Origin of the sequence: Aeromicrobium tamlense (genome assembly GCF_013408555.1) — a bacterium.
GTDB classification, from domain to species: Bacteria; Actinomycetota; Actinomycetes; order Propionibacteriales; family Nocardioidaceae; genus Aeromicrobium; species Aeromicrobium tamlense.
On record NZ_JACBZN010000001.1, the window covers coordinates 1,786,139 to 1,808,911 of the forward strand.

Here is a 22,773-nt window from a genome sequence, read left to right on the forward strand (position 1 = left end):
GGGTCGCGGTGCCTCATCAACCGAATGGGAGGTCCATGAGGTTGACCACGCACCGCTCCCCCGGCCACCAGCGCCCGCAGGGAAAGGCGAAGGGCCCGGGGCGTGCGCCCCGGGCCCTCCTGTGCGGAGACTGAGTCAGTCGACTCAGATGTCGCCCGCGATGTACTTGACGGCCTTGTAGCCGCCCTTCGTGTCGTACTCGTAGATGCCGATGGACGCGGACGTCGGGCTGCCCGTGTCGCTCATCTCGATCGGACCGGAGACACCGTCGTAGTCGATGTCCTTGTCGTCGGCCAGCAGATCAGCGCACTGCTTGAACGTCGTGCACTTCTCGCCGCCCTTCGTGACCTCGACCAGCTCCGACGCGATGGCCTCGCCCGAGTCGTTGCCGGCCGCGATGGCCGCCAGCGCCGAGGTGATGACCGCGTCGTAGGACTCCGCCGCGTAGGAGTAGTCCTTCAGCTTCGGGTCGATGGCCAGCAGACGCTCACGGAACTCGCCCGTGGCCTCGGCGCCGGGGACCGTGCCCTTGACACCCTTCAGGTCGGCCGCGAACGACTCGGCGGAGTAGTCGGCCACGTTGCCGTCGACGAAGTACGTCGCGACGTCCTGCGGGCCGACGCCCTTGCCGACCAGCTGCGGGATGATCTTCTTGGTCTCGTCGAACGCGATCAGCACGACGGCGTCGGGCTTCGCGGCGGCGACGTCGTCGACCTGCGCGTCGTACGAGGGAGCCTTCTCGCCGTAGAACGACGTGACGGCGACCTTCGAGCCGGCGGCCTCGAGGCCGGACTTGACCTGCTCGGCCAGCGTCTCGCCGTACGAGTCCTGGCGGGCCAGGATGGCGACGTTCTGGCGACCGTCCTCGACCAGCAGGTTGGCCATGACGGCACCCTGCAGGACGTCGGACGGAGCGGTGCGGAAGTACAGGTCGGGCTCGGCGTACTTGCCCTCGTCGAAGTCGGTCGACGTGTTGGCCGGCGAGTACTGGACGACGCCCGCACCGAGGATCTTGTCGATGACGGTCATCGAGACGCCCGACGACGCGGCGCCGACGATGACATCGGCCTTGGCCTTGATCAGCTTGTCGGCCTCGGCCGGAGCGATGCCCGAGTCGGTGTCGCCCGAGTCGCCCTTGACGTGGCGCGCGTCCTTGCCCAGGACACCGCCGGCCTCGTTGATCTCCTGGACGGCCAGGTCGACACCGGCGAACTCCGGCGGGCCGAGGAAGGCGAGGCTGCCGGTCTGCGGGAGCAGCGAGCCGACGACGAACTCGCCGTCGCCCTTCGCCACATCCTTGTCGTTGTCGTCAGAGCTTTCGTCGCCGCCGCCACAGGCGGCGAGGACGAGTGCGCTGGCGCTGGCCAGTGCGGCCAGACGGAGCGTCGTGGTGGAGCGCTTCATCAATCCTCCGTGTGAGTAATCCGCACGGGTCGGTTCGCCCGGCGCGATGTGACAAGAAACCTAGTCGCCGGAGGTTTCCAAATCTCGCATGCTGCGTGATTGGGAGGTTTCGTAGCCAACTTGTAACCGTTGCCACACTCGCGGCTCGTCACCCCTGCAAAGACGGCCCGTTCTCGATGACGGCCTCGGCCACCTGGCGCATCGACAGCCGCACGTCCATGGCGGTCTTCTGGATCCAGCGGAACGCCGCGGGCTCGGTCAGGCCGAGGGACTCCTGCAGCACCGCCTTGGCCTGCTCGACGACCTTGCGGGTGGCGAGCTGGTCCTGCAGGTCGCCGACCTCGGCCTCCAGGGCTCGCAGCTCGGCGTAGCGGCTGCGGGCCATCTCGATCGCCGGCACCAGGTCGGAGGCGGTGAACGGCTTGACGAGGTACGCCATGGCGCCGGCCTCGCGGGCCCGCTCGACGAGCTCGCGCTGGCTGAACGCGGTGAGCATGACGACCGGGGCGATCCGCTCCGCGGCGATCTGCGACGCGGCGGTGATGCCGTCGACGCCGGGCATCTGGACGTCCATCATCACCAGGTCGGGCCGGTGCTCGCGGGCGAGGTCGACGGCGGCCTGCCCCTCGGCGGCCTCCCCCACGACGTCATAGCCCTGCTCGGCGAGCATCTCGGCCAGGTCCATCCGGATGAGGGCTTCGTCCTCGGCGATCACCACGCGCGGCGCGGGGGCGGTCGAGCGTTCTGCGTCGTTCACCCACTAAGGTTATCGGGCACGACGGTGAGCCGGGATGGCGGAATGGTAGACGCGGTGGTCTCAAAAACCACTGTCCGCAAGGGCGTGCGGGTTCGAGTCCCGCTCTCGGCACCCTGACGCCCCGTCAGGCGATGGTCGGCGGGGTCTCCTCGGGGTCGTAGGCCGCGACGACCCGGTTGATCGCGTCGCCCATCTTGTGCACGCGCAGGGCGTTGGTGGAGCCGGGGATGCCCGGAGGGGCACCGGCCACGATGACCACGCGGCGGCCCTGCTCGCAGCGCTGCTGGCCGAGGAGCTCGCGGTCGACCTGGAGCGCGATCTGGTCGGTGTGGCTGATCTCGGGCGTCAGGAACGTCTCGACGCCCCACGTGAGCGCCAGCTGGTTGCGCACGAGCGTGTGCGGCGTGAATGCCAGCACCGGGATCGACGAGCGATAGCGCGCCATGCGGCGAGCCGAGTCGCCCGTGGTGGTGAACGCGATCATGAGGTCGGCCTCGACCGACTCGGCCACCTGCGAGGCGGCGCGGCAGATGATGCCCGTCGTGGTCTTGGGCTGCCACGTGAACGCGGCCATCCGCGGCAGGCCGTGGTCCTCGGTGGAGCCCACGATCCTCGCCATGATGCGCACGGTCTGGATCGGGAACTGGCCCACGCTGGTCTCGCCCGACAGCATCACCGCGTCGGCGCCGTCGAGCACCGCGTTGGCGACGTCGCTGGCCTCGGCGCGCGTGGGCCGCGGGGCCGAGATCATCGACTCGAGCATCTGGGTGGCGACGATGACCGGCTTGGCGTTGCGGCGCGCCTTCTCGATGATGAGCTTCTGCACGATCGGCACGTCCTCGAGCGGCAGCTCGACGCCCAGGTCGCCGCGCGCCACCATGAAGCCGTCGAACGCGTCGACGATCTCGTCGAGGTTCTCCACGGCCTGCGGCTTCTCGATCTTGGCGATGATCGGGCGGTGGACGCCCTCCTCGTCCATGATCGCGCGGACCTCGGCGGCGTCCGCGGCGTTGCGCACGAACGACAGCGCGATGAAGTCGACGCCGGCGCGCAGGGCCCAGCGGAGGTCGTCGATGTCCTTCTCGCTCATCGCCGGGACGCTGACGTTCACGCCGGGCAGGTTGATGCCCTTGTTGTTGCTGACGGCGCCGGGCACCTCGACCGTGGTGACGACGTCGGTGTCGGTGACCTCGGTGGCTCGGAGGCGGACCTTGCCGTCGTCGATGAGGATCTCGTCGCCCGCCTCGACGTCACCCGGCAGGCCGGAGTACGTCGTCGAGCACAGGTCGCGCTCGCCCTGCACGTCACGCGTGGTGATCGTGAAGCGGTCGCCGTAGCTCAGATCGTGGGGGCCGTCGGCGAACCGGCCGAGCCGGATCTTGGGACCCTGGAGGTCGGCCAGGACCGCGATGGCCTTGCCGGTGGCGTCGGCGGCCTGGCGCACGCGCTCGAGGCGCTTGAGCTGGTCGCTCTGCTCTCCGTGGCTCATGTTGAGCCGGGCCACATCCATGCCGGCGATCGCCAGCTCGAGGATGCGTTCGGCGGTGTCGGTCGCGGGTCCGAGGGTGCAGACGATCTTGGCTCTACGCACGTCGTCCAGCCTAGTCCTGCTCCGAACCCAACCGCGAGTCACACGCCCACGCGGCCGGGTCCGGAGCGGACGGGTCAGACCGTGAGCGGTCGCGCCGTGGGCGGGATCGGCTTGGGGAGCGTGGTCGATCCGGTCAGCCACGCGTCCACGCCGGCGGCCGCGCCGCGGCCCTCGGCGATCGCCCACACGATGAGCGACTGGCCGCGGCCGGCGTCACCGGCGACGAAGACGCCCTCGACGCTGGACATGTAGTCGAGGTCGCGCTTGATGTTGCCGCGCTCGTCCAGGTCGACGCCGAGCTGCTCGACGACGCCGCCGGTCTCGGGACCGGTGAAGCCCATCGCGAACAGCACGAGCTGCGCCGGGATGACCTTCTCGCTGCCCTCGACCTCCTGGAAGCGGCCGTCGATCATCTCGACCTCGACGATGTGCAGGCCGCTGACGTGGCCGTTCTCGTCGCCGACGAACTCCTTCGTGGAGACGGCGTAGACGCGCTCGCCGCCCTCCTCGTGCGCCGAGGCGACGCGGTAGATCATCGGGTAGGTCGGCCAGGGGTGGGCGTCGGCCCGCTCCTCGCTGGGACGCGGCATGATCTCGAGGCTCGTGACCGAGCGCGCGCCCTGGCGGATCGAGGTGCCGAGACAGTCGGCGCCGGTGTCGCCGCCGCCGATGATGACGACGTCCTTGCCCGTGGCGACGATCTGGTCCTCGACCGTCTCGCCCAGCGCGACGCGGTTGGCCTGCGGCAGGAAGTCCATCGCCTGGTGGATGCCCGCGAGCTCGCGGCCGGGCGCCGGGAGGTCACGACGGACGGTGGAGCCGATCGCCAGCACGACGGCGTCGTACCGCTCGCGCAGCTGCTGGCCCGTGATCGCCTCGCCGACGGCGACGCCGGTGCGGAACACCGTGCCCTCGCGCTGCATCTGGTTGATGCGGCGGTCGACGTGCGACTTCTCCATCTTGAACTCGGGGATGCCGTAGCGCAGCAGGCCACCGGCCTTGTCGTCGCGCTCGTACACCGCGACCGTGTGGCCGGCGCGCGTCAGCTGCTGCGCGGTGGCCAGGCCGGCGGGGCCGGAGCCCACGACCGCGACCGTCTTGCCGGTCAGCCACTCGGGCGTCTCGGGCTTGACGTTGTGCATGTCCCAGGCCTTGTCGATGATCGAGACCTCGACGTTCTTGATGGTCACCGGGTCGCGGTTGATGCCCACGACGCAGGCCGTCTCGCACGGCGCCGGGCACAGCCGCCCGGTGAACTCGGGGAAGTTGTTCGTCGCGTGCAGGCGATCGATCGCGTCCTCCCAGTCGTCGCGCCAGACCAGGTCGTTCCACTCGGGGATCAGGTTGCCCAGCGGGCAGCCCTGGTGGCAGAACGGGATGCCGCAGTCCATGCAGCGTCCGGCCTGCTCCGAGATGATCGGCAGCAGGGCTCGGCCGGCACCGCCGGGATAGACCTCGTTCCAGTCGTTCACCCGCTCCTCGACGGGGCGGCGCTCGGCCACCTTGCGGGGCGTGGTCATGAAACCTCGGGGATCAGCCACGGGCTGCCACCTCCATCATGCGTGCAGTCGTCTCGTCCTCGGAGAGTCCTTCCGACTCCGCCGAGGCTTTCGCTTCCAGGACCCGCCGGTAGTTGACCGGCATGATCTCGCTGATGCGAGCCAGGCTCGCGGGCCAGTCGCGGAGCAGCTGCTCGGCCACGGCCGAGCCCGTCTCCTCGAAGTGGCGGCGCACGATCGCCTCCAGCTCGGCACCGGTGGCCTCGGGCACGGGGCGCACCTCGACCATCTCGGGGTTGACCACGTCGTGGTCGAGGTCGAGCACGTAGGCCGACCCACCGCTCATGCCGGCCGCGACGTTGCGGCCGGTCGGGCCCAGGATCACGACGCGGCCGCCGGTCATGTACTCGAGCGCGTGGTCGCCCACGCCCTCGACGACCGCCGTGGCGCCGGAGTTGCGGACGCAGAAGCGCTCGCCCACCTTGCCGCGCAGGTAGATCTCGCCGCCGGTGGCGCCGAAGCCGATCACGTTGCCGGCCACGATCTGGCCCTCGGCCGCGAACTGCGACTCGCGCGGCGGGCGGACCACGATGCGGCCGCCCGACAGGCCCTTGCCGACGTAGTCGTTGCCGTCGCCCTCGAGGCGCAGCGTGATGCCGCGCGGCACGAAGGCGCCGAACGACTGGCCGGCCGAGCCCAGGAAGGTGATGTCGATCGTGTCGTCGGGCAGGCCCGCGCCGCGGTAGCGCTTGGTGACCTCGTGACCGAGCATCGTGCCCACGGTGCGGTTGACGTTGCGGATCTCGAGCTGGGCCCGGACGGGCTCGCCCTTCTCCAGCGCGTCGCCCGCGAGCGCGATGAGCTCGTTGTCGAGGGCGCGGTCGAGGCCGTGGTCCTGCTCCACCGTGCGGCGGAGCGAGGCGCCCTCGGGCAGCTCGGGCCGGAACAGCACGGGCGCCAGGTTCAGCGAGCTGGCCTTCCAGTGGTCGATCGCCTCGCGGACGTCGAGGACCTCCGCGTGGCCGACGGCCTCGTCGATGCTTCGGAAGCCGAGCTCGGCGAGGATCTCGCGGACCTCCTGCGCGATGAACTCGAAGAAGTTCACGACGTACTCGGCCTTGCCGGAGTACTTCTCGCGCAGCGAGCGGTTCTGCGTGGCGACGCCCACGGGGCAGGTGTCGAGGTGGCAGACGCGCATCATGATGCAGCCCGAGACCACGAGCGGCGCCGTGGCGAAGCCGAACTCCTCGCCGCCGAGCAGCGCGGCGATCACGACGTCGCGCCCCGTCTTGAGCTGGCCGTCGACCTGCACGACGATGCGGTCGCGCAGCCCGTTGAGCAGCAGGGTCTGCTGGGTCTCGGCCAGGCCGAGCTCCCACGGACCACCGGCGTGCTTGAGGCTCGTCAGCGGGGACGCGCCCGTGCCGCCGTCGTGGCCGGAGATCAGCACGACGTCGGCCTTGGCCTTCGAGACGCCCGCCGCGACCGTGCCGACGCCGACCTCGGAGACCAGCTTCACGTGGACGCGGGCCGACGGGTTGGCGTTCTTCAGGTCGTGGATGAGCTGCTTGAGGTCCTCGATCGAGTAGATGTCGTGGTGCGGCGGAGGGCTGATGAGGCCCACGCCCGGCGTCGAGTGACGCGTCTTGGCCACCCACGGGTACACCTTCGGACCGGGCAGCTGGCCGCCCTCGCCCGGCTTGGCGCCCTGGGCCATCTTGATCTGGATGTCGTCGGCGTTCGTGAGGTACTCGCTCGTGACGCCGAAGCGGCCCGACGCGACCTGCTTGATCGCCGAGCGGCGCTCGGGGTCGTAGAGGCGCTCGGGGTCCTCGCCGCCCTCGCCGGTGTTCGACTTGCCGCCGAGGCGGTTCATCGCGATGGCGAGGGTCTCGTGCGCCTCCTGGCTGATCGAGCCGTACGACATGGCGCCGGTGGAGAAGCGCTTGACGATCTCGGAGATCGGCTCGACCTCGTCGATCGAGATGGGCTGGCGGTCGGAGTTGAACTTCATCAGGCCGCGCAGGGTCATCAGACGGCCGGACTGGTCGTCCACCTTCTGCGTGTACTGCTTGAAGATGTCGTACCGGCCCGTGCGCGTGGAGTGCTGCAGGCGGAAGACGGTGTCGGGGTCGAAGAGGTGCTCCGGACCCTGGCGGCGCCACTGGTACTCGCCGCCGACCTCGAGCAGGCGGCGCGGACCGGCGATGCCCTTCGTCGGGTAGGCCTTGAGGTGGCGCGCGTGGACCTCGTCGGCGATGACGTCGAGGCCGACGCCGTCGAGCTTGCTCGACGTGCCGGTGAAGTAGCGGTCGACGACCTCGTTCGACAGGCCGACGCACTCGAAGATCTGCGCGCCGGTGTACGACGAGACCGTCGAGACGCCGATCTTGCTCATGACCTTCAGGACGCCCTTGCCCAGGCCGTAGGCCACGTTGCGGGCGGCCTTGGTCGGGTCGACGCCCTCGACGTAGACGCCCTCGCGGGCCAGGTCCTCGGCGGTCTCGAGCGCCAGGTACGGGTTGACCGCCGTGGCGCCGAAACCGATGAGCAGGGCCACGTGGTGGACCTCGCGGACGTCGCCGGCCTCGATCAGCAGGCCGGCCTGCGTGCGCAGCTTCTCGCGCACCATGTGGTGGTGCACGGCGCCGGTCAGCAGCAGCGACGGGATGGGGGCGAGGTCGACGTTGGAGTGACGGTCCGACAGCACGATGATGCGCGCGCCACGGTTGACGATCGCGTCGGACACCTCGGCGCAGATCTCGTCGAGGCGCTTCGCGAGCGCCTCTCCCCCGCCGAGCACGTCGTACAGGCCGCGGACGACGTGCACGCTGAAGCCGGGCATGTCGCCGTCACGGTTCATGTGGCGGATCTTGGCCAGCTCGTCGCTGTCGATCACGGGGAACGGCAGCTGCAGCATGCGGCACGAGGCCGGGCTGGGGTCGAGCAGGTTCTTCTCGGGGCCGATGGTGCCGGCGAGCGAGGTGACGACCTCCTCGCGGATGGCGTCCAGCGGCGGGTTCGTGACCTGCGCGAACAGCTGGCTGAAGTAGTCGAACAGCAGGCGCGGGCGGTCGGACAGCGCCGCGATCGGCGTGTCGGTGCCCATCGAGCCGATGGCCTCCGCTCCCGTGCGCGCGATCGGCGCGACGAGCTTGCGGACCTCCTCCTCGGTGTAGCCGAACACCTGCTGGCGACGGGCGACCGAGGCGTGCGTGTGCACGATGTGCTCGAGGTCGGGCAGGTCCTCGAAGCGCACGAGGCCCGAGTACAGCCACTCCTCGTACGGGTGCTCGGTCGCGAGCGAGCGCTTGATCTCGTGGTCCTCGACGACGCGGTGCTCGGCGAGGTCGAGCAGGAACATCTTGCCCGGCTCGACGCGGCCCTTGCGGGTGATCGTCTTGGGATCGATGTCGAGCACGCCGGCCTCGGACGCGAGCACGACGAGGCCGTCCTCGGTGATGACGTAGCGGCCGGGGCGCAGGCCGTTGCGGTCGAGGACCGCACCGATCTGGGTGCCGTCGGTGAAGCACACCGCGGCGGGGCCGTCCCAGGCCTCCATGACGGTGGAGTGGAACTCGTAGAACGCGCGGCGCGCGGGATCCATCTCGGCGTTGTTCTCCCACGCCTCGGGGATCATCATCATCACCGCGTGCGGCAGCGAGCGACCGCCCAGGTGCAGCAGCTCGAGCACCTCGTCGAGCGAGGCCGTGTCCGAGCCGTCGGGGCTGCAGATGGGGAACAGGCGCGACAGGTCGCCGGGGATCAGGTCGCTCTCGAGCAGCGCCTCGCGGGCGCGCATCCAGTTGCGGTTGCCGCGGGCGGTGTTGATCTCGCCGTTGTGCGCCAAGTAGCGGAACGGGTGCGCCAGCGGCCAGCTCGGGAACGTGTTGGTGGAGAAGCGGCTGTGCACGATCGCCAGCGCCGACTCCATGCGCTCGTCGAGCAGGTCGGGGAAGAACACGTCGAGCTGCTCGGTCGTGAGCATGCCCTTGTAGACGAGGGTGCGAGACGACAGCGACGGGAAGTAGACGCCCGCCTCGTGGTGCGCGCGCTTGTTGACCGCGTAGGTGAGGCGGTCGAGCTCGAGTCCCGCGGTGGAGCGGTCCGGCGTGGTGACGAAGAACAGCTCGAAGGCGGGCATCGCGGCGTAGGCCATGGAGCCGAGGATCGACGGCTCGACCGGAACCTCGCGCCAGCCCAGGACTTCGAGACCCTCCTCGGCGGCGATGCGCTCGACGTCGGCCTTCGCGGCGGTGACGCGCTCGCGCGGCAGGAACGCCATGCCCGCGGCGTAGTGGCCGAGATCGGGCAGCTCGGTCGGGGCGACGCCACGCAGGAACCGGTCCGGCACCTGCATGAGGATGCCGGCGCCGTCGCCGGTGTTGGGCTCGCCGCCGACGGCGCCACGGTGGTCGAGGTTGCGCAGGGCCGTCAGGCCGTGCTGCACCATCTCGTGGCTGGGCACGCCGGTGAGGGTGGCCACGAAGGCGACACCACAGTTGTCGTGCTCGTTGGCGGGGTCATAGAGGCCTTGCGCCGGGGGCGCGGCCGAGAAGAGAGGACGATCCATCGAAAGAACCTGTCGTCGGTGCCAAGGGGAAAGAACTGGGCGAGGACGACATTGGCCTCATCAGCGGATTCAGATTACCTCAAGATTTCGCGCGACCCGAACCCCGGGCCCGCGTGCCTCAGGTGGCGGCGCAGGCGGGGGCCGGCGGCAGCGGGGCGGGGACCCCGACCGACGGCATGCCCAGACCCACCGAGCCGGGCGAGACCGAGGTGCGGCCCTGGCGCGCCTCCCACGCGTCGCCGGCGCGCGTGCGGCGCACCTCGATCGGTGCATCGTCGGCGACGAGGTGGTGCGGCGACGCCTTCGTCACCGTGGTCACCACGAGGTCGCCCGGGCGCACGTCGTGGCCGCCCGGCGTGAAGTGCACGAGGCGGTTGTCGCGGGCTCGGCCGCTCATGCGGTGGGTCTCGGCGTCCTTGCGGCCGCCGGCCTGCGACTGGTCGGAGACGAGCAGCTCGACGACCGTGCCCTCGAGGCGCTGGTTCTCGGCCCACGCGACCTCCGAGACGAGGGCGGCGAGTCGCTCGTAGCGCTCCTGCACGACCGCCTTCGGCAGCTGGTCGGGCAGGTCGGCGGCGGGCGTGCCGGGACGCTGGGAGTACTGGAACGTGAACGCGCTGGAGAAGCGCGCCTTCCGCACGACGTCCATCGTCTCGAGGAAGTCCTCCTCGGTCTCGCCCGGGAAGCCCACGATGATGTCGGTGGTGATGGCGGCGTCGGGCATCTGCGTGCGCACGCGGTCGAGGATGCCCAGGAAGCGCTCCTTGCGGTAGGAGCGGCGCATCGCCTTGAGGATGCGGTCGGAGCCGGACTGCAGCGGCATGTGCAGCTGGGGCATGACGTTGGGGGTCTCGGCCATCGCGGCGATGACGTCGTCGGAGAACGCCGCCGGGTGCGGCGAGGTGAAGCGCACGCGCTCGAGGCCCTCGATCCGGCCGCACGCGCGCAGCAGCTTCGAGAACGCTTCGCGGTCGCCGAACTCGACGCCGTAGCTGTTGACGTTCTGGCCCAGCAGCGTGACCTCGACGACGCCCTCGGCGACGAGCGCCTCGATCTCGGCGAGGATGTCGCCCGGGCGGCGGTCGCGCTCCTTGCCGCGCAGCGCCGGGACGATGCAGAACGTGCACGTGTTGTTGCACCCCACGCTGATCGACACCCACGCGGCGAACACGGAGTCGCGCTTCGTGGGGAGCGTGGACGGGAAGACCTCGAGCGACTCGAGGATCTCGACCTGGGACTCCTCGGCGATGCGCGCACGCTCCAGCAGGACGGGCAGCGAGCCGATGTTGTGGGTGCCGAAGACGACGTCGACCCACGGGGCGCGCGTGGTGATCGTGTCCTTGTCCTTCTGGGCCAAGCAGCCGCCGACGGCGACCTGCATGCCGGGCTTCTTCGCCTTGAGGCTCGCGACGTGACCGAGGTTGCCGTACAGCTTGTTGTCGGCGTTCTCGCGCACCGCGCAGGTGTTGAACACGACGAGGTCGGGGGTCTCCCCCGACTGCGCCGCGGCGTAGCCCGCCGTCTCCAGCAGACCCGACAGCCGCTCGCTGTCGTGGACGTTCATCTGGCAGCCGTACGTGCGCACTTCGTAGGTCTTCGTCATGACCGTCCCATCGTACGTGGGCCGCGGACGCGAGAGTCGACACGCGGTCGTCCGAGCCCGACCGACGCTACGGTGACGGGATGGTCGAGTATCCGAACGACTCCACTCCCCTGGTTCGCACGTGGTTCGAGGATGACGACGCGTGGCAGCGTCTCCTCACCGAGGCGGTGACGCGCGCCCACGAGCGGGACGAGTACGCGGACATCGCGATCATCGACGACCCGGACGCCGCGAGGCTCTCCCCGTCCGACCTGACGGCGCTGCATCGCGTTCCCACGGGACACAGTCTCGTGATCGTCGCGGACCGGCGGGCCATGACCGAGGACGGGCACCCGCTGCTGGTCCTCCGCGCCGACGGCGCCTCGCCGCCGGAGGAGATGCGGGCCGCGGCGGACCAGATCGCCCTCCTCGAGATCAACGTGGCGCTGCTGGCCAACCTCGACTGGGAGGACTTCGCCACGCACGTCGGACCCGACGGCGTTTTCCGAGGCTTCGGCTGACAGGGCTCAGAGGGTCGCGAGGATCTGGTTGAGGCGCGCGACCTCGGCGGACTGCGACGCGGCGACGTCGGCGGCGAAGCCGCGATTCGTCGTGTCGATGCCGTCGCTGAGCGCCCGGTCGGCCATCGCGAGGGCGCCCTCGTGGTGGGCGATCATGCGGCGGACGAAGAGCTTGTCGAACGCCGTGCCGCGGGCCGCGGCGAGCTCGTCGAGCTGCTCGGGCGTGAGCATGCCCTGCATGTGCGTGGCGTGCTCACCGGTGGCCTCGAGCGGCGCCTCCGGCAGGTCGCGATCTCGGAGCCAGTTCTGCATCGTCTCGATCTCGGTGCGCTGCGTGTCGCTAATGCGCTGCGCGAACCCGGCGACCTCGGAGTCCTTCGCGTGCTTCGCCGCCAGCGCGGACATCTCGACCGCCTGCTGGTGGTGCGGGACCATCATCTCCACGAACTCGCGGTCGACCTCGTTGTAGTCGTCCTGCGGGGTCGTGAGGTCGTCCGGGTCGACCGTGCGACTGGACTCCCCCACCTTGCCCGGCACGTTGACGACGGGACCGTCGGGCTGGTCCTCGTCGCCGGAACAGGCCGAGGCCACGGTGAGCGTCAGGACGACGCCCACCGTGGCCACGACACGACGAGCCAGGGTCACCTGGTGACCCGGATCGTCACCTTGGCGCTCTGGGCCGAGACCGACGCGCTGCCGCCGTAGGCGACCGTGGCGCGGTACGTGCCCGCCTTCAGCTTCGGCAGCGTGATGGTCACGGCGCCGTTCCGCAGGACGCCGCCCGCCTTCTTGCCGCCGACGGTGACGGTGACCTTGCCGGTCGGCGTGGTGCCCGTGGCGGTGACCTTCACCGTGAGCTTGCCGCGCTTCGAGGCCTTCACCTTGGTGACCGAGGCCGCCTTGACCTTCGCCGTCGCCTTGAGGACGTCGAACGAGACGACCGAGGACATCGAGGCCGTGCTGCCCGACGACGACGGCACGAAGGCCGCGCGCAGCGCGTGACGCTTGGCGACCGGGAAGTCGCGCGGGAGCCTCACGCTGGCCTTGCCACCGGACAGCGCCACGCCCTTCGCGATGACGCCGCCACCGTGGCTGAACGTCACGGTGCCCTCGGCGCCCTCACCGGTGACCGTGGCGGTCAGCGTGGCGGGGCTCGAGCCGAAGACCTGCGACTTCGGGCTGACCGACAGGGCCGTCGAGGTGCTGACCGCGGTCAGCTCGACCGAGGCCGCGTACAGGGCCTCGTCCAGCTCGGAGTCGCCGCGGACGACGAACGATCGCGTGCCGACCTTGGCCGAGGCCGGGACGGTCACCGAGAGCGAGGCGGAGCCGTCCGCCTCGGCGCGACCCGTGGCCAGGACCTCGGGCTCGGCGCCCGTGCTCCACACGTCCACGTACTCGCCCTCGTCGAACGTGCCGGCGGGAACCGAGACGGTGACGTCGCGGTCGGTGCCGGCGCGGAAGCTCGCGGGCGAGACCTCGGCCTCGGGGAGCGACCCGAGCGACGGGACGACCGGGGCGGTCTTCCAGTCCCACGTGATGGGCTCCTGCGTGGCGGGGTTGCGGACGTCCTGGCGGTGGCGGACGGCGTCGGCGAACTCGTCGCCCGTGAGCTTGAGCACGTCGAGGCCGCGGCCGATCTCCGAGCCGTACAGGTAGCCGTTGTGGTGGTAGACGGCCCAGTAGCCGCCGAGGACCAGGTTGTTCTCGCCCAGCGAGCCGCGATCGAAGTAGCCGATCTCCTGCGGCTTCGTCTGGTTCGAGAAGTCGATCAGCGAGGCGCCGCCCTGGTACCAGGCCTGGACCATGACGTCACGGTCGCCGACCTGGACGATGTTGCCCTCGTGGCCGACGCAGTTCTCGCGCGTCGACTGGCGGCGCGGGATCTTGTAGTAGCTGCGCAGGGTCAGGTCGTCGCCCTCGATCGAGAAGATCGCGTTGGCGCCGCGGTACTGCGGGGTGCCGGGCAGGCAGGTGGCCGAGGAGCCGCCGCCGAGCTCGTCCTGGAAGACGACCTTGCTGGCGTCATCGCTGAACTGCGCGGTGTGCCAGAACGCGTAGTTCTCGTCACGGACGCGCTCGGTGACCGCCGGGTTCAGCGGGTCGGAGATGTCGACCATCACACCGTCGCCCATGCACGCCGCGGCGAGCAGACCCTTGGCCGGGTAGGCGGTGAGGTCGTGGCAGCCGTTCGTGGCCGAGGTGCTCGCGCCGCCGTCGACGCGGTCTGCCGTCGTGAACGCGGGGTTCTCCGCGTCCCACAGCGAGACCTCCTTGGCGATGTGCGCGCCGGCCGGATCGTCGAGGTCGACCTCGATGATCTCGAGCTGCTGGTGCGGGGGCTTGCAGTAGAACGCCGAGGCCGAGACGTCGTACGCGGCGTTGTACAGGTAGACGCTGTTGTCGTCGCCGGGCTTGGGGACGAGCGTGTGCGTGTGCGAGCCGCAGCGGGTCTTCACGTTGCCCACGTACTGCGGCGAGGCCGGGTTGCTGATGTCGAAGATTCGGATGCCCTCCCACGCGGCGGCGTTCGAGGAGGCGACCGCGGCTGCGCCGCACTCCGACCCGTTGCGCGGCTGGTCGACCGAGAAGAACAGCAGGTCGCCGGCGATCGAGAGGTCGCCCTGGTAGCCGGGGCAGATGGTGTTGGAGACGACCTGCGGGTCCTCCGGGTTGCTCACGTCGTAGGCGACGAAGCCGTTGTAGCTGCCCTGGTAGACGTAGTCGCCCTTGAACGCCAGGTTCGACATCGTCGCCTGGCCCTCCTGCAGCGGGACGTTCTTCACGAGCTCGACGTTGGGCGTGGCCTTCTCCTGGCCGAACGCCAGCGGGGCGGTGAAGTCCATCGGCACGAACGGCACGCCGCCGGGGGCGATCGAGCCGTTGCTCTCGTCCTCGGAGGTGACGTCGGCGCCGGCGCTGGCGCCACCGAGGATGCGGGCCTGCTCACGGGTCTCGGGGACGAGCGGATCGGCGACGGCCGGGGTCGCCAGGGCGCTGAGCCCCAGGGCGATCAGGGCCGCGGCACTGAGGGTGCGACGGAGGGAAACGGGTCTCAAGGCAGGGGTCCTCACTCGGGCTGAAACGTGACGCACGTCTCTTCGATGCGTTGGGCAGATCGTAGGAGAGATTTGTTGCCGGTTTGCTACGGGGTGTCGGACAAGACTCATGTGACCCGTGATGCCAGTGGAAATTGGTGGGGCGATCGGACGCGGACACGTGCGCCCGGGTTGCGATCCGGTTGCGGTCTCGGGCCCACCGGGTTCAACAGTTGCGCGGGCGGAGGCGCTGCGGTTGGGTGGTACGTCATGGGAGACACCACCACGCCGATGGTCCGCATGGACGGCGTCCAGAAGTGGTTCGGCGACCTGCACGTGCTGCAGGACATCGAGTTCGAGGTGGCCGGCGGTGAGGTCGTCGTGGTGATCGGGCCCTCGGGCTCGGGCAAGTCCACGCTGTGCCGCGCCATCAACCGGCTCGAGCCGATCAACGAGGGAACGATCGAGATCGACGGCGTCCCGCTGCCCGAGGAGGGCAAGGCCCTCGCCCGGCTGCGCGCCGAGGTCGGCATGGTCTTCCAGTCGTTCAACCTGTTCAGCCACAAGACGGTCCTCGAGAACGTCACGCTCGGACCGATCAAGGTGCTGGGCAAGTCCAAGTCCGAGGCCGAGCAGCGCGCCCGCGAGCTCCTCGACCGCGTCGGCGTCGGCGCCCAGGCCGGCAAGCTGCCGTCGCAGCTGTCCGGCGGCCAGCAGCAGCGCGTCGCGATCGCCCGCGCCCTGGCGATGGACCCCAAGGTGATGCTCTTCGACGAGCCCACCTCCGCGCTCGACCCCGAGATGATCAAGGAAGTCCTCGACACCATGGTCGACCTCGCCAAGGGCGGCATGACGATGGTCGTGGTCACCCACGAGATGGGCTTCGCGCGCACCGCCGCCGACCGCGTCGTCTTCATGGCCGACGGGCGCATCGTCGAGCAGAACACGCCCGACGAGTTCTTCACCAACCCGCAGAGCGATCGAGCCAAGGACTTCCTCGGCAAGATCCTCAAGCACTGATCTGCATCACGACGTATCTCGCAACATCGATCCCGAAGGGGGAGGACGAAAGATGAGAGCACGAAGGACACGGTTCGCGGCCGTCCTGGCCGCCGGCCTGTTGGCACTGAGCGCCTGCGGCGACGCGGGCAACAGCGATGACGAGGGCTCCGGCCCGGACGTCGAGGTCGAGGAGCAGGACTTCGAGGCCGGCACCCGCATGGCCGAGCTCCAGGAGGCCGGCTCGGTCAAGATCGGCGTCAAGTACGACCAGCCCGGCGTCGGCTTCAAGACCGCCACCGACGACGCCCCGTCCGGCTTCGACCCCGAGATCGGCAAGATCCTCGCGGCCAAGCTCGGCATCAAGGCTGAGGACATCGAGTGGGTCGAGGCCGTCTCGGCCAACCGCGAGCCCTTCCTGCAGAACGGCACGGTCGACTTCGTCATCGCGTCGTACTCGATCACCGACGACCGCCGCAAGGTCGTGGGCCAGGCCGGCCCGTACTACGTCACCGGCCAGAGCCTGCTGGTCGCCAAGGACGACGACTCGATCAACGGTCCGGACGACCTCAAGGGCAAGAAGGTCTGCTCGGTCACCGGCTCCACGTCGATCAAGACCGTCGAGGAGGAGTTCGGCGCCACGCCGGCCGGCTTCGACACCTACTCCGAGTGCGTCCGTCAGCTCGAGAACGGCTCGGTCGACGCGGTCACCACCGACGCGGCCATCCTGCTCGGCTACGCCGCGGAGAACCCCGACGAGCTCAAGGTCGTCGGCGAGCCCTTCTCCGAGGAGCGCTACGGCATCGGCTACAGCAAGGACAGCCCCGAGCTGTGCCAGTTCATCAACGACAGCCTGACGTCGGCCTTCGAGGACGGCACGTGGGCCGAGGCGTTCGACGCGACCCTGGGCAAGGGCGGCGCCGACGCGGGCGACCCGCCCACGCTGGACGAGTGCGCCTGACGTGACGACCGACCGACGACGAGGGTGGTGAGATGGACTTCTCGTTCCTGCAGGACAGCTGGGAGCTGCTCCTGAAGGGCTTCTGGGTCACGCTGCGAGTGTTCTTCGCCAGCGGTCTCATCGCCCTCGTCCTCGGCACGTTCGTCGCCGTGGCCCGGGTCAGCCCGGTCCCGGCGATGCGGGCGGTGGGCACGGCGTACGTCACGCTGTTCCGCAACACTCCCCTGCTCCTGCTGCTGTTCATCACCTACTACGGCCTGCCGGCCATGGGGATCGACTTCGGCTTCTTCTGGAACGTCTCGCTCGCGGCCGGGCTCTACACCGCCGCGTTCGTGTGCGAGGCGCTCCGGTCAGGCATCAACGGCGTGCCCCTGGGTCAGGCCGAGGCGGCGCGCGCCGTGGGCATGCCCTTCAGCATGACGATGACCCAGGTGATCCTCCCCCAGGCGTTCCGCCTGGTGGTGCCGCCGATGGCGAGCGTGTTCATCGCCCTGGCCAAGAACACGTCCCTCGTCGCCGCGCTCGGCTTGGCGGACATCGCGTTCCGCCTCCAGGGCCTGATGCGCGACTACCCCAGCTCGCGCACGGCGGTGTTCCTCACGATCGCGGCGATGTACATCATCATCGTGGCGGCGATCTCCCTCGTGGCCTCCTGGGCCGAGCGTCGCTGGAAGGTGGAGTCGCGATGAGCACGCTGCTGTTCGACGTCCCCGGCCCCCGAGCCCGTCGTCGCCACCAGATCCTGTCCGTGGTGACCGTCGTGGTCGTCACGGCGTTCCTCGGCCTCGTCGTGTGGCGCTTCGCCTCCACCGGCCAGTTCGACTACGAGCTGTGGGAGGTCTTCGTCACCCCGGCCTACATCGAGATCATCCTCGAGGGCCTCTACTACACGCTGCTCGCCGCGGTCATGGCGATCGCCGGCGCCCTCATGTTCGGGATGCTGTTCGGCATCGGGAAGCTGTCGGACCACGCGTGGGTCCGCTGGCCCTGCTGGGCCATCGTCGAGTTCTTCAGGGCCGTCCCGCTCTTCATCCTCATCACCTACCTGTGGGCGCTCTACCGCTTCCAGATCGAGCTGCTCGCTCCCCTGGTGATCGGCCTGATCCTCTACAACGGCTCGGTCCTGGCCGAGACCTTCCGCGCCGGCATCAACGCCGTGCCGAAGGGTCAGGTCGAGGCGGCGTACGCGCTCGGCATGCGCAAGAGCGCCGTCATGCGCATCGTCCAGCTGCCGCAGGCGATCAAGATCATGACGCCGGCGATCATCAGCCAGTGCATCGTCGCGCTCAAGGACACGTCGCTGGGCTACATCATCGTGGCTCCCGGCCTCACCTACGCGGGCCGCCAGATCTGGCGCGAATTCGACAACCACCTGCAGGTCGCGCTGGTCCTCGGGGCGATCTACATCATCCTCAACCTGTGCCTCGAGCAGCTCGGCCGCTTCGCCCAGCGACGCCTCACCGAGTCGCGCACCGTGCAGGGTGACGCGGGTGCCGACGACGCCACGCTCGCCGTTCGCTGACCCGAGGCAGGACCGGCCGCGTTGCCGGGTCACAATGTCGCCGTGACACCTGTGTTCTGGCGCGACGTGCGCCTCGTGCCGGTCCACTCGGCGGCCCCGAGCGATCCGGTCTGCCTCCGCGTCGCCGACGGAACGATCGTGGCCGTGGGCCCGGACCTAGGGCCCGAGCCGGGCGATCGCGTGATCGACGCCGAGGGCCGCTGGGCGATCCCCGGGCTGTGGGACCAGCACGTGCACCTGACCCAGTGGGCGCAGACCCGCACGCGGCTCGACGTCTCGGACGCGACCGACCCCACGGCGGCGGTCGAGATCGTCCGCGCGCACCTGCCGTCCGTCCCCGACGGCGACTGGCTGTTCGGGTTCGGCTTCCGGCTCGCGGGCTGGGAGCGTGAGCCCACCGTCGCCGAGCTCGACGCCGTGACAGGCGACCGTCCCGTCGTCCTCACCAGCGGCGACGCCCACACCGGGTGGCTGAACTCCGCGGCCCTCTCGGCGCTCGGCGCTCCTCCGAGCGACGGGCCGCTGACCGAGGCGCCGTGGTTCGCCCTGATGGCCGAGGTCGTCGAGCGCAACGCGGCTCAGGACGGCGGCCGCGCGGTGGCGGACGCGATCGCCCAGGCCGCCTCGCGCGGCGTCGTCGGCATCGTCGACTTCGAGTGGGCCGAACCCCTCGCCATCTGGTGCGAGCGCATCGCGCAAGGGCTGGACGCGCTGTGGGTGCGCTCGGCCGTGTACCCCGAGTACCTCGACGACGTCATCGCCGCCGGGCTCCGCACGGGCTCCCCCGTCACGCCCGATGGCCCGGTCACGGTGGGTCCGCTCAAGATCATCTCCGACGGCTCGCTGAACACCCTGACGGCGTTCTGCCACGACCCCTACGGCGGCGGCTCCGACCGCGGCGTGCAGAACCACGACCGTGCCGCGCTGATCGAGCTGCTGACCCGAGCGCACGGCTCCGGCTTCCGAGCGGCCGTGCACGCGATCGGCGACGCGGCCGCCCACGAGGCGCTCGCCGCGTTCGCGGCCACCGGCGCCGTCGGCAGCATCGAGCACGCGCAGCTGCTGACCGGACTCGACATCGCCGAGATGGCACGCCTGGGCGTCACGGCGAGCGTCCAGCCCGGCCACCTGCTCGACGACCGCGACGTGACCGCCCGGCTCTGGGCCGACCGCGCCGACCGCTGCTTCCGGCTGCGTGGACTCCTCGACGCCGGTGTCACCGTCGCCTTCGGCTCGGACGCCCCGGTGTCGCCACTGGACCCGTGGTGGGCCATGGCGGCTGCCGTCCACCGCTCCGCCGACGAGCGGGCGCCGTGGAACCCCGGCGAGGCCCTGAGCGCCGCCGAGGCGCTCGCCGCCAGCGTGGACGGCCGCGACACCCTCGCGGTCGGGAGCCCGGCTGATGTCGTGCTGCTGGATCGCGACCCGCTGACGCCCGTCGGCGACTCGGCCGCGGTCGCGTCCCATCTGCGCGCCGTGGGCGTCGAGGCCACGATGCGCGCCGGTCGCCTCACCCACACGGCACCGAGCCTGGCCTGACGCCCTACTTCTTGGGCGTCACCCACAGGTGGATCGTGCCCTCGACGGTCACGGTGCCGTCGGCGCGCGTGGCGCGGACGGTGATCGGGACCTCCGGTCCGCCCGCCCAGTCCGTGGCGTCGCTGTCGGCCGTGCAGACCACGTCGGAGTCCGACTTCGCAAGGTACTTCACGTCCATGCCCTTCGGCAGCCAGCGGTGGTCCGGCGGGCACGTGGCTTCGGCCAGGAGCCCCATGGCCGCCTCGAGCCCGTTGCAGGCCGCGATCGCGTGCACCGTCCCGATGTGGTTCTTCGTGGAGCGACGCAGCGGCACGACGACCTCGCCGTGATGGGGACGCATGTCGACGATGCGCAGGTGCGCGCTCGCGAAGTAGGGCGCCGCGCGGGAGAAGAGCTGACCGAAGACGGCACGGCCCTTGGGCAGGGCCGAGAGCTTGCGGTACATCGCATAGGTCGAGGGCATGACGGTGATGTTACTCGACAGTAGGATCGAATGTCGCGCGCTGGGCGGTGCAGACCACGTCGGCCCACGGAGCACCCTCGGGCTGGATCCACAGACCCGTGACGAAGCCGCACTTGCTGAGCACGCGAATCGACCGGTGGTTACGGGCGTCCGGCGCCGCGAGGAACCGCGGGGCGTCCGGGTACTCCGGCACCAGCACGTCGCGGCAGAACCGCTCGATCATCTCGGTGCCGAGACCCTTGTCGACCAGGTCGGGGTCGCCGATGAGGTAGTCGAACGCGACGGCCTCGGGGTCCTGGCAGCGCACCGTGAGGTCGTCGTCGGAGGCCACGACGAAGCTCTGCAGGTAGCCGACCGGGACTCCCCCGAGCTCGGCGATCCACATCCGCACCGGGTCGTCACCGGAGAGGCGCCGACCGTAGCGACGACGTGCGTGGTCGATGTCCTCGAGACGGTCGGGGAACCACGCCAGCACGTGCGGCTCGCGCCGCCAGGACACGACCGCCCCCAGGTCGGCGTCGACCAGGGGGCGGAACGTGAACACGCGGACAGCGTAGGGCGACCGACGTCAGGTCGACTCGATCGCCACGTGCTCGGCGTCGAGCTCGGCACGGACCACGTCGAAGGCGACCTGCGGCGCGTAGCCCTTGCGGGCGAGCATCGCCGTGAGCCTCCGAACCTGCACGGACTGGTCGAGGCCGCCTACCGAACGCAGCTTGCGCTGCACGAGACGGTGGGCCGCCTGACGCTCGAGGTCGGGATCGACGTCGGCCAGGACCACGTCGATGACCTCGGGCGCGACGCCCTTGCGCTGCAGCTCCATCCGCAGCACCGACCGCGCCAGACCCTTCGCGCGACCACGCTGCTCGACCCACAAGCGGGCGAACCGCTCGTCGTCGACCAGTCCCTCGGACTCGAGCTGGTCGACGACCACGTGTGCGACGTCCTCGGGGAACTTGCGACGCGCGAGCGCGTCGAGAAGCTCACCGCGGCTGCGGTCGCGCGCGGCCAGACGATCCATCGCGATCGTCCGGCCCGCGACGACGACGGCCCGAGGATCCGCGTCCGGATCCGTGGGGTCGATCATCAGAAGTCGGCGGCCGAGAGGTCGCCCGCGAGGTCGTCGACGACGACGGCAGGATCGGCCGGCTGGTCGACCTGCGGCCCGATGCCCAGGTGCTCCTTGATGCGCTTGTCGATCTCGTCGGCGAGGTCGGGGTTGTCGCGCAGGAAGTTGCGGGCGTTCTCCTTGCCCTGGCCCAGCTGGTCGCCCTCGTACGTGTACCAGGCGCCGGCCTTGCGGACGAAGCCCGCGTCGACGCCGAGGTCGATCAGGCTGCCCTCGCGGCTGATGCCCTGGCCGTACATGATGTCGAACTCGGCCTGCTTGAACGGCGGCGCGACCTTGTTCTTCACGACCTTGACGCGGGTGCGGTTGCCGACCATGTCGGTGCCATCCTTGAGCGTCTCGATGCGGCGCACGTCGAGGCGGACCGAGGCGTAGAACTTCAGCGCCTTGCCGCCCGTGGTGGTCTCGGGGCTGCCGAACATCACGCCGATCTTCTCGCGGAGCTGGTTGATGAAGATCGCCGTCGTGCCCGAGCCGTTGATCGCGCCGGTCATCTTGCGCAGCGCCTGGCTCATGAGGCGGGCCTGCAGGCCGACGTGGCTGTCGCCCATCTCGCCGTCGATCTCGGCGCGCGGCACGAGGGCGGCGACCGAGTCGATGACGATGATGTCGAGCGCGCCGGAGCGGATCAGCATGTCGGCGATCTCGAGCGCCTGCTCACCGGAGTCGGGCTGGGACACCAGCAGGGCGTCGGTGTCGACGCCCAGCTTGCGGGCGTACTCGGGGTCGAGCGCGTGCTCGGCGTCGATGAAGGCGGCCACGCCGCCGGCCTTCTGCGCGTTGGCCACCGCGTGCAGCGCGACCGTCGTCTTGCCCGAGGACTCGGGGCCGTAGATCTCGACGACGCGGCCACGCGGCAGTCCGCCGATGCCGAGCGCGACGTCCAGCGAGACGGCACCGGTGGGGATGACCTCGATGGGAGCCCGTGCCTGATCGCCCAGGCGCATGACCGCACCCTTGCCGTACGACCGGTCGATCTGCGCCAGGGCGTTCTCGATCGCCTTGTCCTTGTTGGCTCGCTCCTTGGCGATGTCCTTGTTCGAGGGGGTGCTGCTCTTGGGAGGCATGCTGCGTCCTTCGTGTCGTCGACCGTGGCGGTCGGGTGGCGGGCCATCTTCGACGGTAGGCGGACCCACTGACATTCGTGAGCCTCGTCGACTCGCCTGTGGATGCTGCCCGACCTCACCGTCGGCCT

General features: G+C 70.1%; 18 protein-coding genes and 1 tRNA gene. 7 read left to right on the plus strand and 12 right to left on the minus strand.

What is annotated here, in order from left to right:
• Positions 1-144: 144 nt before the first annotated feature.
• Both BJ975_RS08815 and BJ975_RS08820 read right to left on the minus strand, forming a co-directional pair.
• Positions 145-1,404, minus strand: coding sequence for an ABC transporter substrate-binding protein (locus tag BJ975_RS08815; RefSeq protein WP_179424992.1), 1,260 nt, complete (start codon positions 1,402-1,404; stop codon positions 145-147).
• A gap of 148 nt (positions 1,405-1,552) precedes the next feature.
• The gene (locus BJ975_RS08820) at positions 1,553-2,161 is read right to left on the minus strand and encodes an ANTAR domain-containing response regulator (RefSeq protein WP_317628310.1); all 609 of its coding nucleotides are present in this window, start codon (positions 2,159-2,161) and stop codon (positions 1,553-1,555) included.
• Positions 2,162-2,189: 28 nt separating this feature from the next.
• Here BJ975_RS08820 and BJ975_RS08825 point away from each other — a divergent pair.
• A tRNA-Leu gene (locus tag BJ975_RS08825) sits at positions 2,190-2,272 on the plus strand.
• 13 nt (positions 2,273-2,285) lie between these two features.
• Here BJ975_RS08825 and pyk read toward each other — a convergent pair.
• The 4 genes from pyk to miaB form a co-directional block, all read right to left on the minus strand.
• Positions 2,286-3,752 carry a pyruvate kinase gene (pyk, locus tag BJ975_RS08830; RefSeq protein WP_179424994.1) on the minus strand — a complete coding sequence of 489 codons (1,467 nt, stop codon included), beginning with the start codon at positions 3,750-3,752 and terminating at the stop codon, positions 2,286-2,288.
• 74 nt (positions 3,753-3,826) lie between these two features.
• Positions 3,827-5,293, minus strand: coding sequence for a glutamate synthase subunit beta (locus BJ975_RS08835; protein ID WP_179424996.1), 1,467 nt, complete (start codon positions 5,291-5,293; stop codon positions 3,827-3,829).
• On the minus strand, positions 5,286-9,824 hold the full coding sequence (gltB, locus tag BJ975_RS08840; RefSeq protein ID WP_179424998.1) for a glutamate synthase large subunit: 4,539 nt from the start codon (positions 9,822-9,824) through the stop codon (positions 5,286-5,288). The genes BJ975_RS08835 and gltB overlap by 8 nt, the downstream gene beginning before the upstream one ends.
• Positions 9,825-9,942: 118 nt before the next feature.
• Complete coding sequence (gene miaB / locus BJ975_RS08845; RefSeq protein ID WP_179425000.1) at positions 9,943-11,427, minus strand: tRNA (N6-isopentenyl adenosine(37)-C2)-methylthiotransferase MiaB; 1,485 nt, start codon at positions 11,425-11,427, stop codon at positions 9,943-9,945.
• An 80-nt stretch (positions 11,428-11,507) separates the two neighbouring features.
• Between miaB and BJ975_RS08850 the strand changes: the two genes are divergently transcribed.
• Positions 11,508-11,927, plus strand: coding sequence for a DUF6924 domain-containing protein (locus tag BJ975_RS08850; RefSeq protein ID WP_179425002.1), 420 nt, complete (start codon positions 11,508-11,510; stop codon positions 11,925-11,927).
• Between the two features lie 6 nt (positions 11,928-11,933).
• Here the strand turns inward: BJ975_RS08850 and BJ975_RS08855 are convergent, their stop codons facing one another.
• Together BJ975_RS08855 and BJ975_RS08860 are read right to left on the minus strand one after the other, a co-directional pair.
• Positions 11,934-12,572: a DUF305 domain-containing protein gene (locus BJ975_RS08855; RefSeq protein ID WP_179425004.1), complete on the minus strand. Its 639-nt coding sequence runs from the start codon at positions 12,570-12,572 to the stop codon at positions 11,934-11,936.
• Positions 12,569-14,986, minus strand: a complete 2,418-nt coding sequence (locus BJ975_RS08860) for an Ig-like domain repeat protein (protein ID WP_179425005.1) — start codon at positions 14,984-14,986, stop codon at positions 12,569-12,571. The genes BJ975_RS08855 and BJ975_RS08860 overlap by 4 nt, the downstream gene beginning before the upstream one ends.
• A 270-nt stretch (positions 14,987-15,256) precedes the next feature.
• Here BJ975_RS08860 and BJ975_RS08865 point away from each other — a divergent pair, with 270 nt between their 5' ends.
• From BJ975_RS08865 to BJ975_RS08885, 5 genes are read left to right on the plus strand one after another with little or no spacing between them, the layout of a single operon-like run.
• Positions 15,257-15,985 (plus strand): amino acid ABC transporter ATP-binding protein, encoded by a 729-nt coding sequence (locus tag BJ975_RS08865; protein ID WP_179428165.1) that lies wholly within the window; start codon positions 15,257-15,259, stop codon positions 15,983-15,985.
• Between the two features lie 52 nt (positions 15,986-16,037).
• A complete protein-coding gene (locus tag BJ975_RS08870) occupies positions 16,038-16,925 on the plus strand; it encodes a glutamate ABC transporter substrate-binding protein (protein ID WP_179425007.1) in 888 nt (295 codons plus the stop codon).
• Positions 16,926-16,957: 32 nt separating this feature from the next.
• Complete coding sequence (locus tag BJ975_RS08875; protein WP_179425009.1) at positions 16,958-17,614, plus strand: amino acid ABC transporter permease; 657 nt, start codon at positions 16,958-16,960, stop codon at positions 17,612-17,614.
• A complete protein-coding gene (locus BJ975_RS08880) occupies positions 17,611-18,447 on the plus strand; it encodes an amino acid ABC transporter permease (protein WP_179425011.1) in 837 nt (278 codons plus the stop codon). The genes BJ975_RS08875 and BJ975_RS08880 overlap by 4 nt, the downstream gene beginning before the upstream one ends.
• A gap of 42 nt (positions 18,448-18,489) precedes the next feature.
• The gene (locus tag BJ975_RS08885) at positions 18,490-19,986 is read left to right on the plus strand and encodes an amidohydrolase (protein WP_179425013.1); all 1,497 of its coding nucleotides are present in this window, start codon (positions 18,490-18,492) and stop codon (positions 19,984-19,986) included.
• A 4-nt stretch (positions 19,987-19,990) separates the two neighbouring features.
• Here the strand turns inward: BJ975_RS08885 and BJ975_RS08890 are convergent, their stop codons facing one another.
• The 4 genes from BJ975_RS08890 to recA are packed head-to-tail and all read right to left on the minus strand — an operon-like array spanning position 19,991 to position 22,645.
• Complete coding sequence (locus BJ975_RS08890; protein ID WP_179425016.1) at positions 19,991-20,449, minus strand: hotdog fold domain-containing protein; 459 nt, start codon at positions 20,447-20,449, stop codon at positions 19,991-19,993.
• Positions 20,450-20,459: 10 nt separating this feature from the next.
• Positions 20,460-20,993, minus strand: a complete 534-nt coding sequence (locus tag BJ975_RS08895) for a GNAT family N-acetyltransferase (RefSeq protein WP_179425018.1) — start codon at positions 20,991-20,993, stop codon at positions 20,460-20,462.
• A 24-nt stretch (positions 20,994-21,017) separates the two neighbouring features.
• Positions 21,018-21,536: a regulatory protein RecX gene (locus BJ975_RS08900; RefSeq protein WP_179425020.1), complete on the minus strand. Its 519-nt coding sequence runs from the start codon at positions 21,534-21,536 to the stop codon at positions 21,018-21,020.
• Positions 21,536-22,645, minus strand: a complete 1,110-nt coding sequence (gene recA, locus BJ975_RS08905) for a recombinase RecA (protein WP_179425022.1) — start codon at positions 22,643-22,645, stop codon at positions 21,536-21,538. Before recA ends, BJ975_RS08900 begins: the two co-directional genes overlap by 1 nt.
• Between the last annotated feature and the right edge of the window lie 128 nt (positions 22,646-22,773).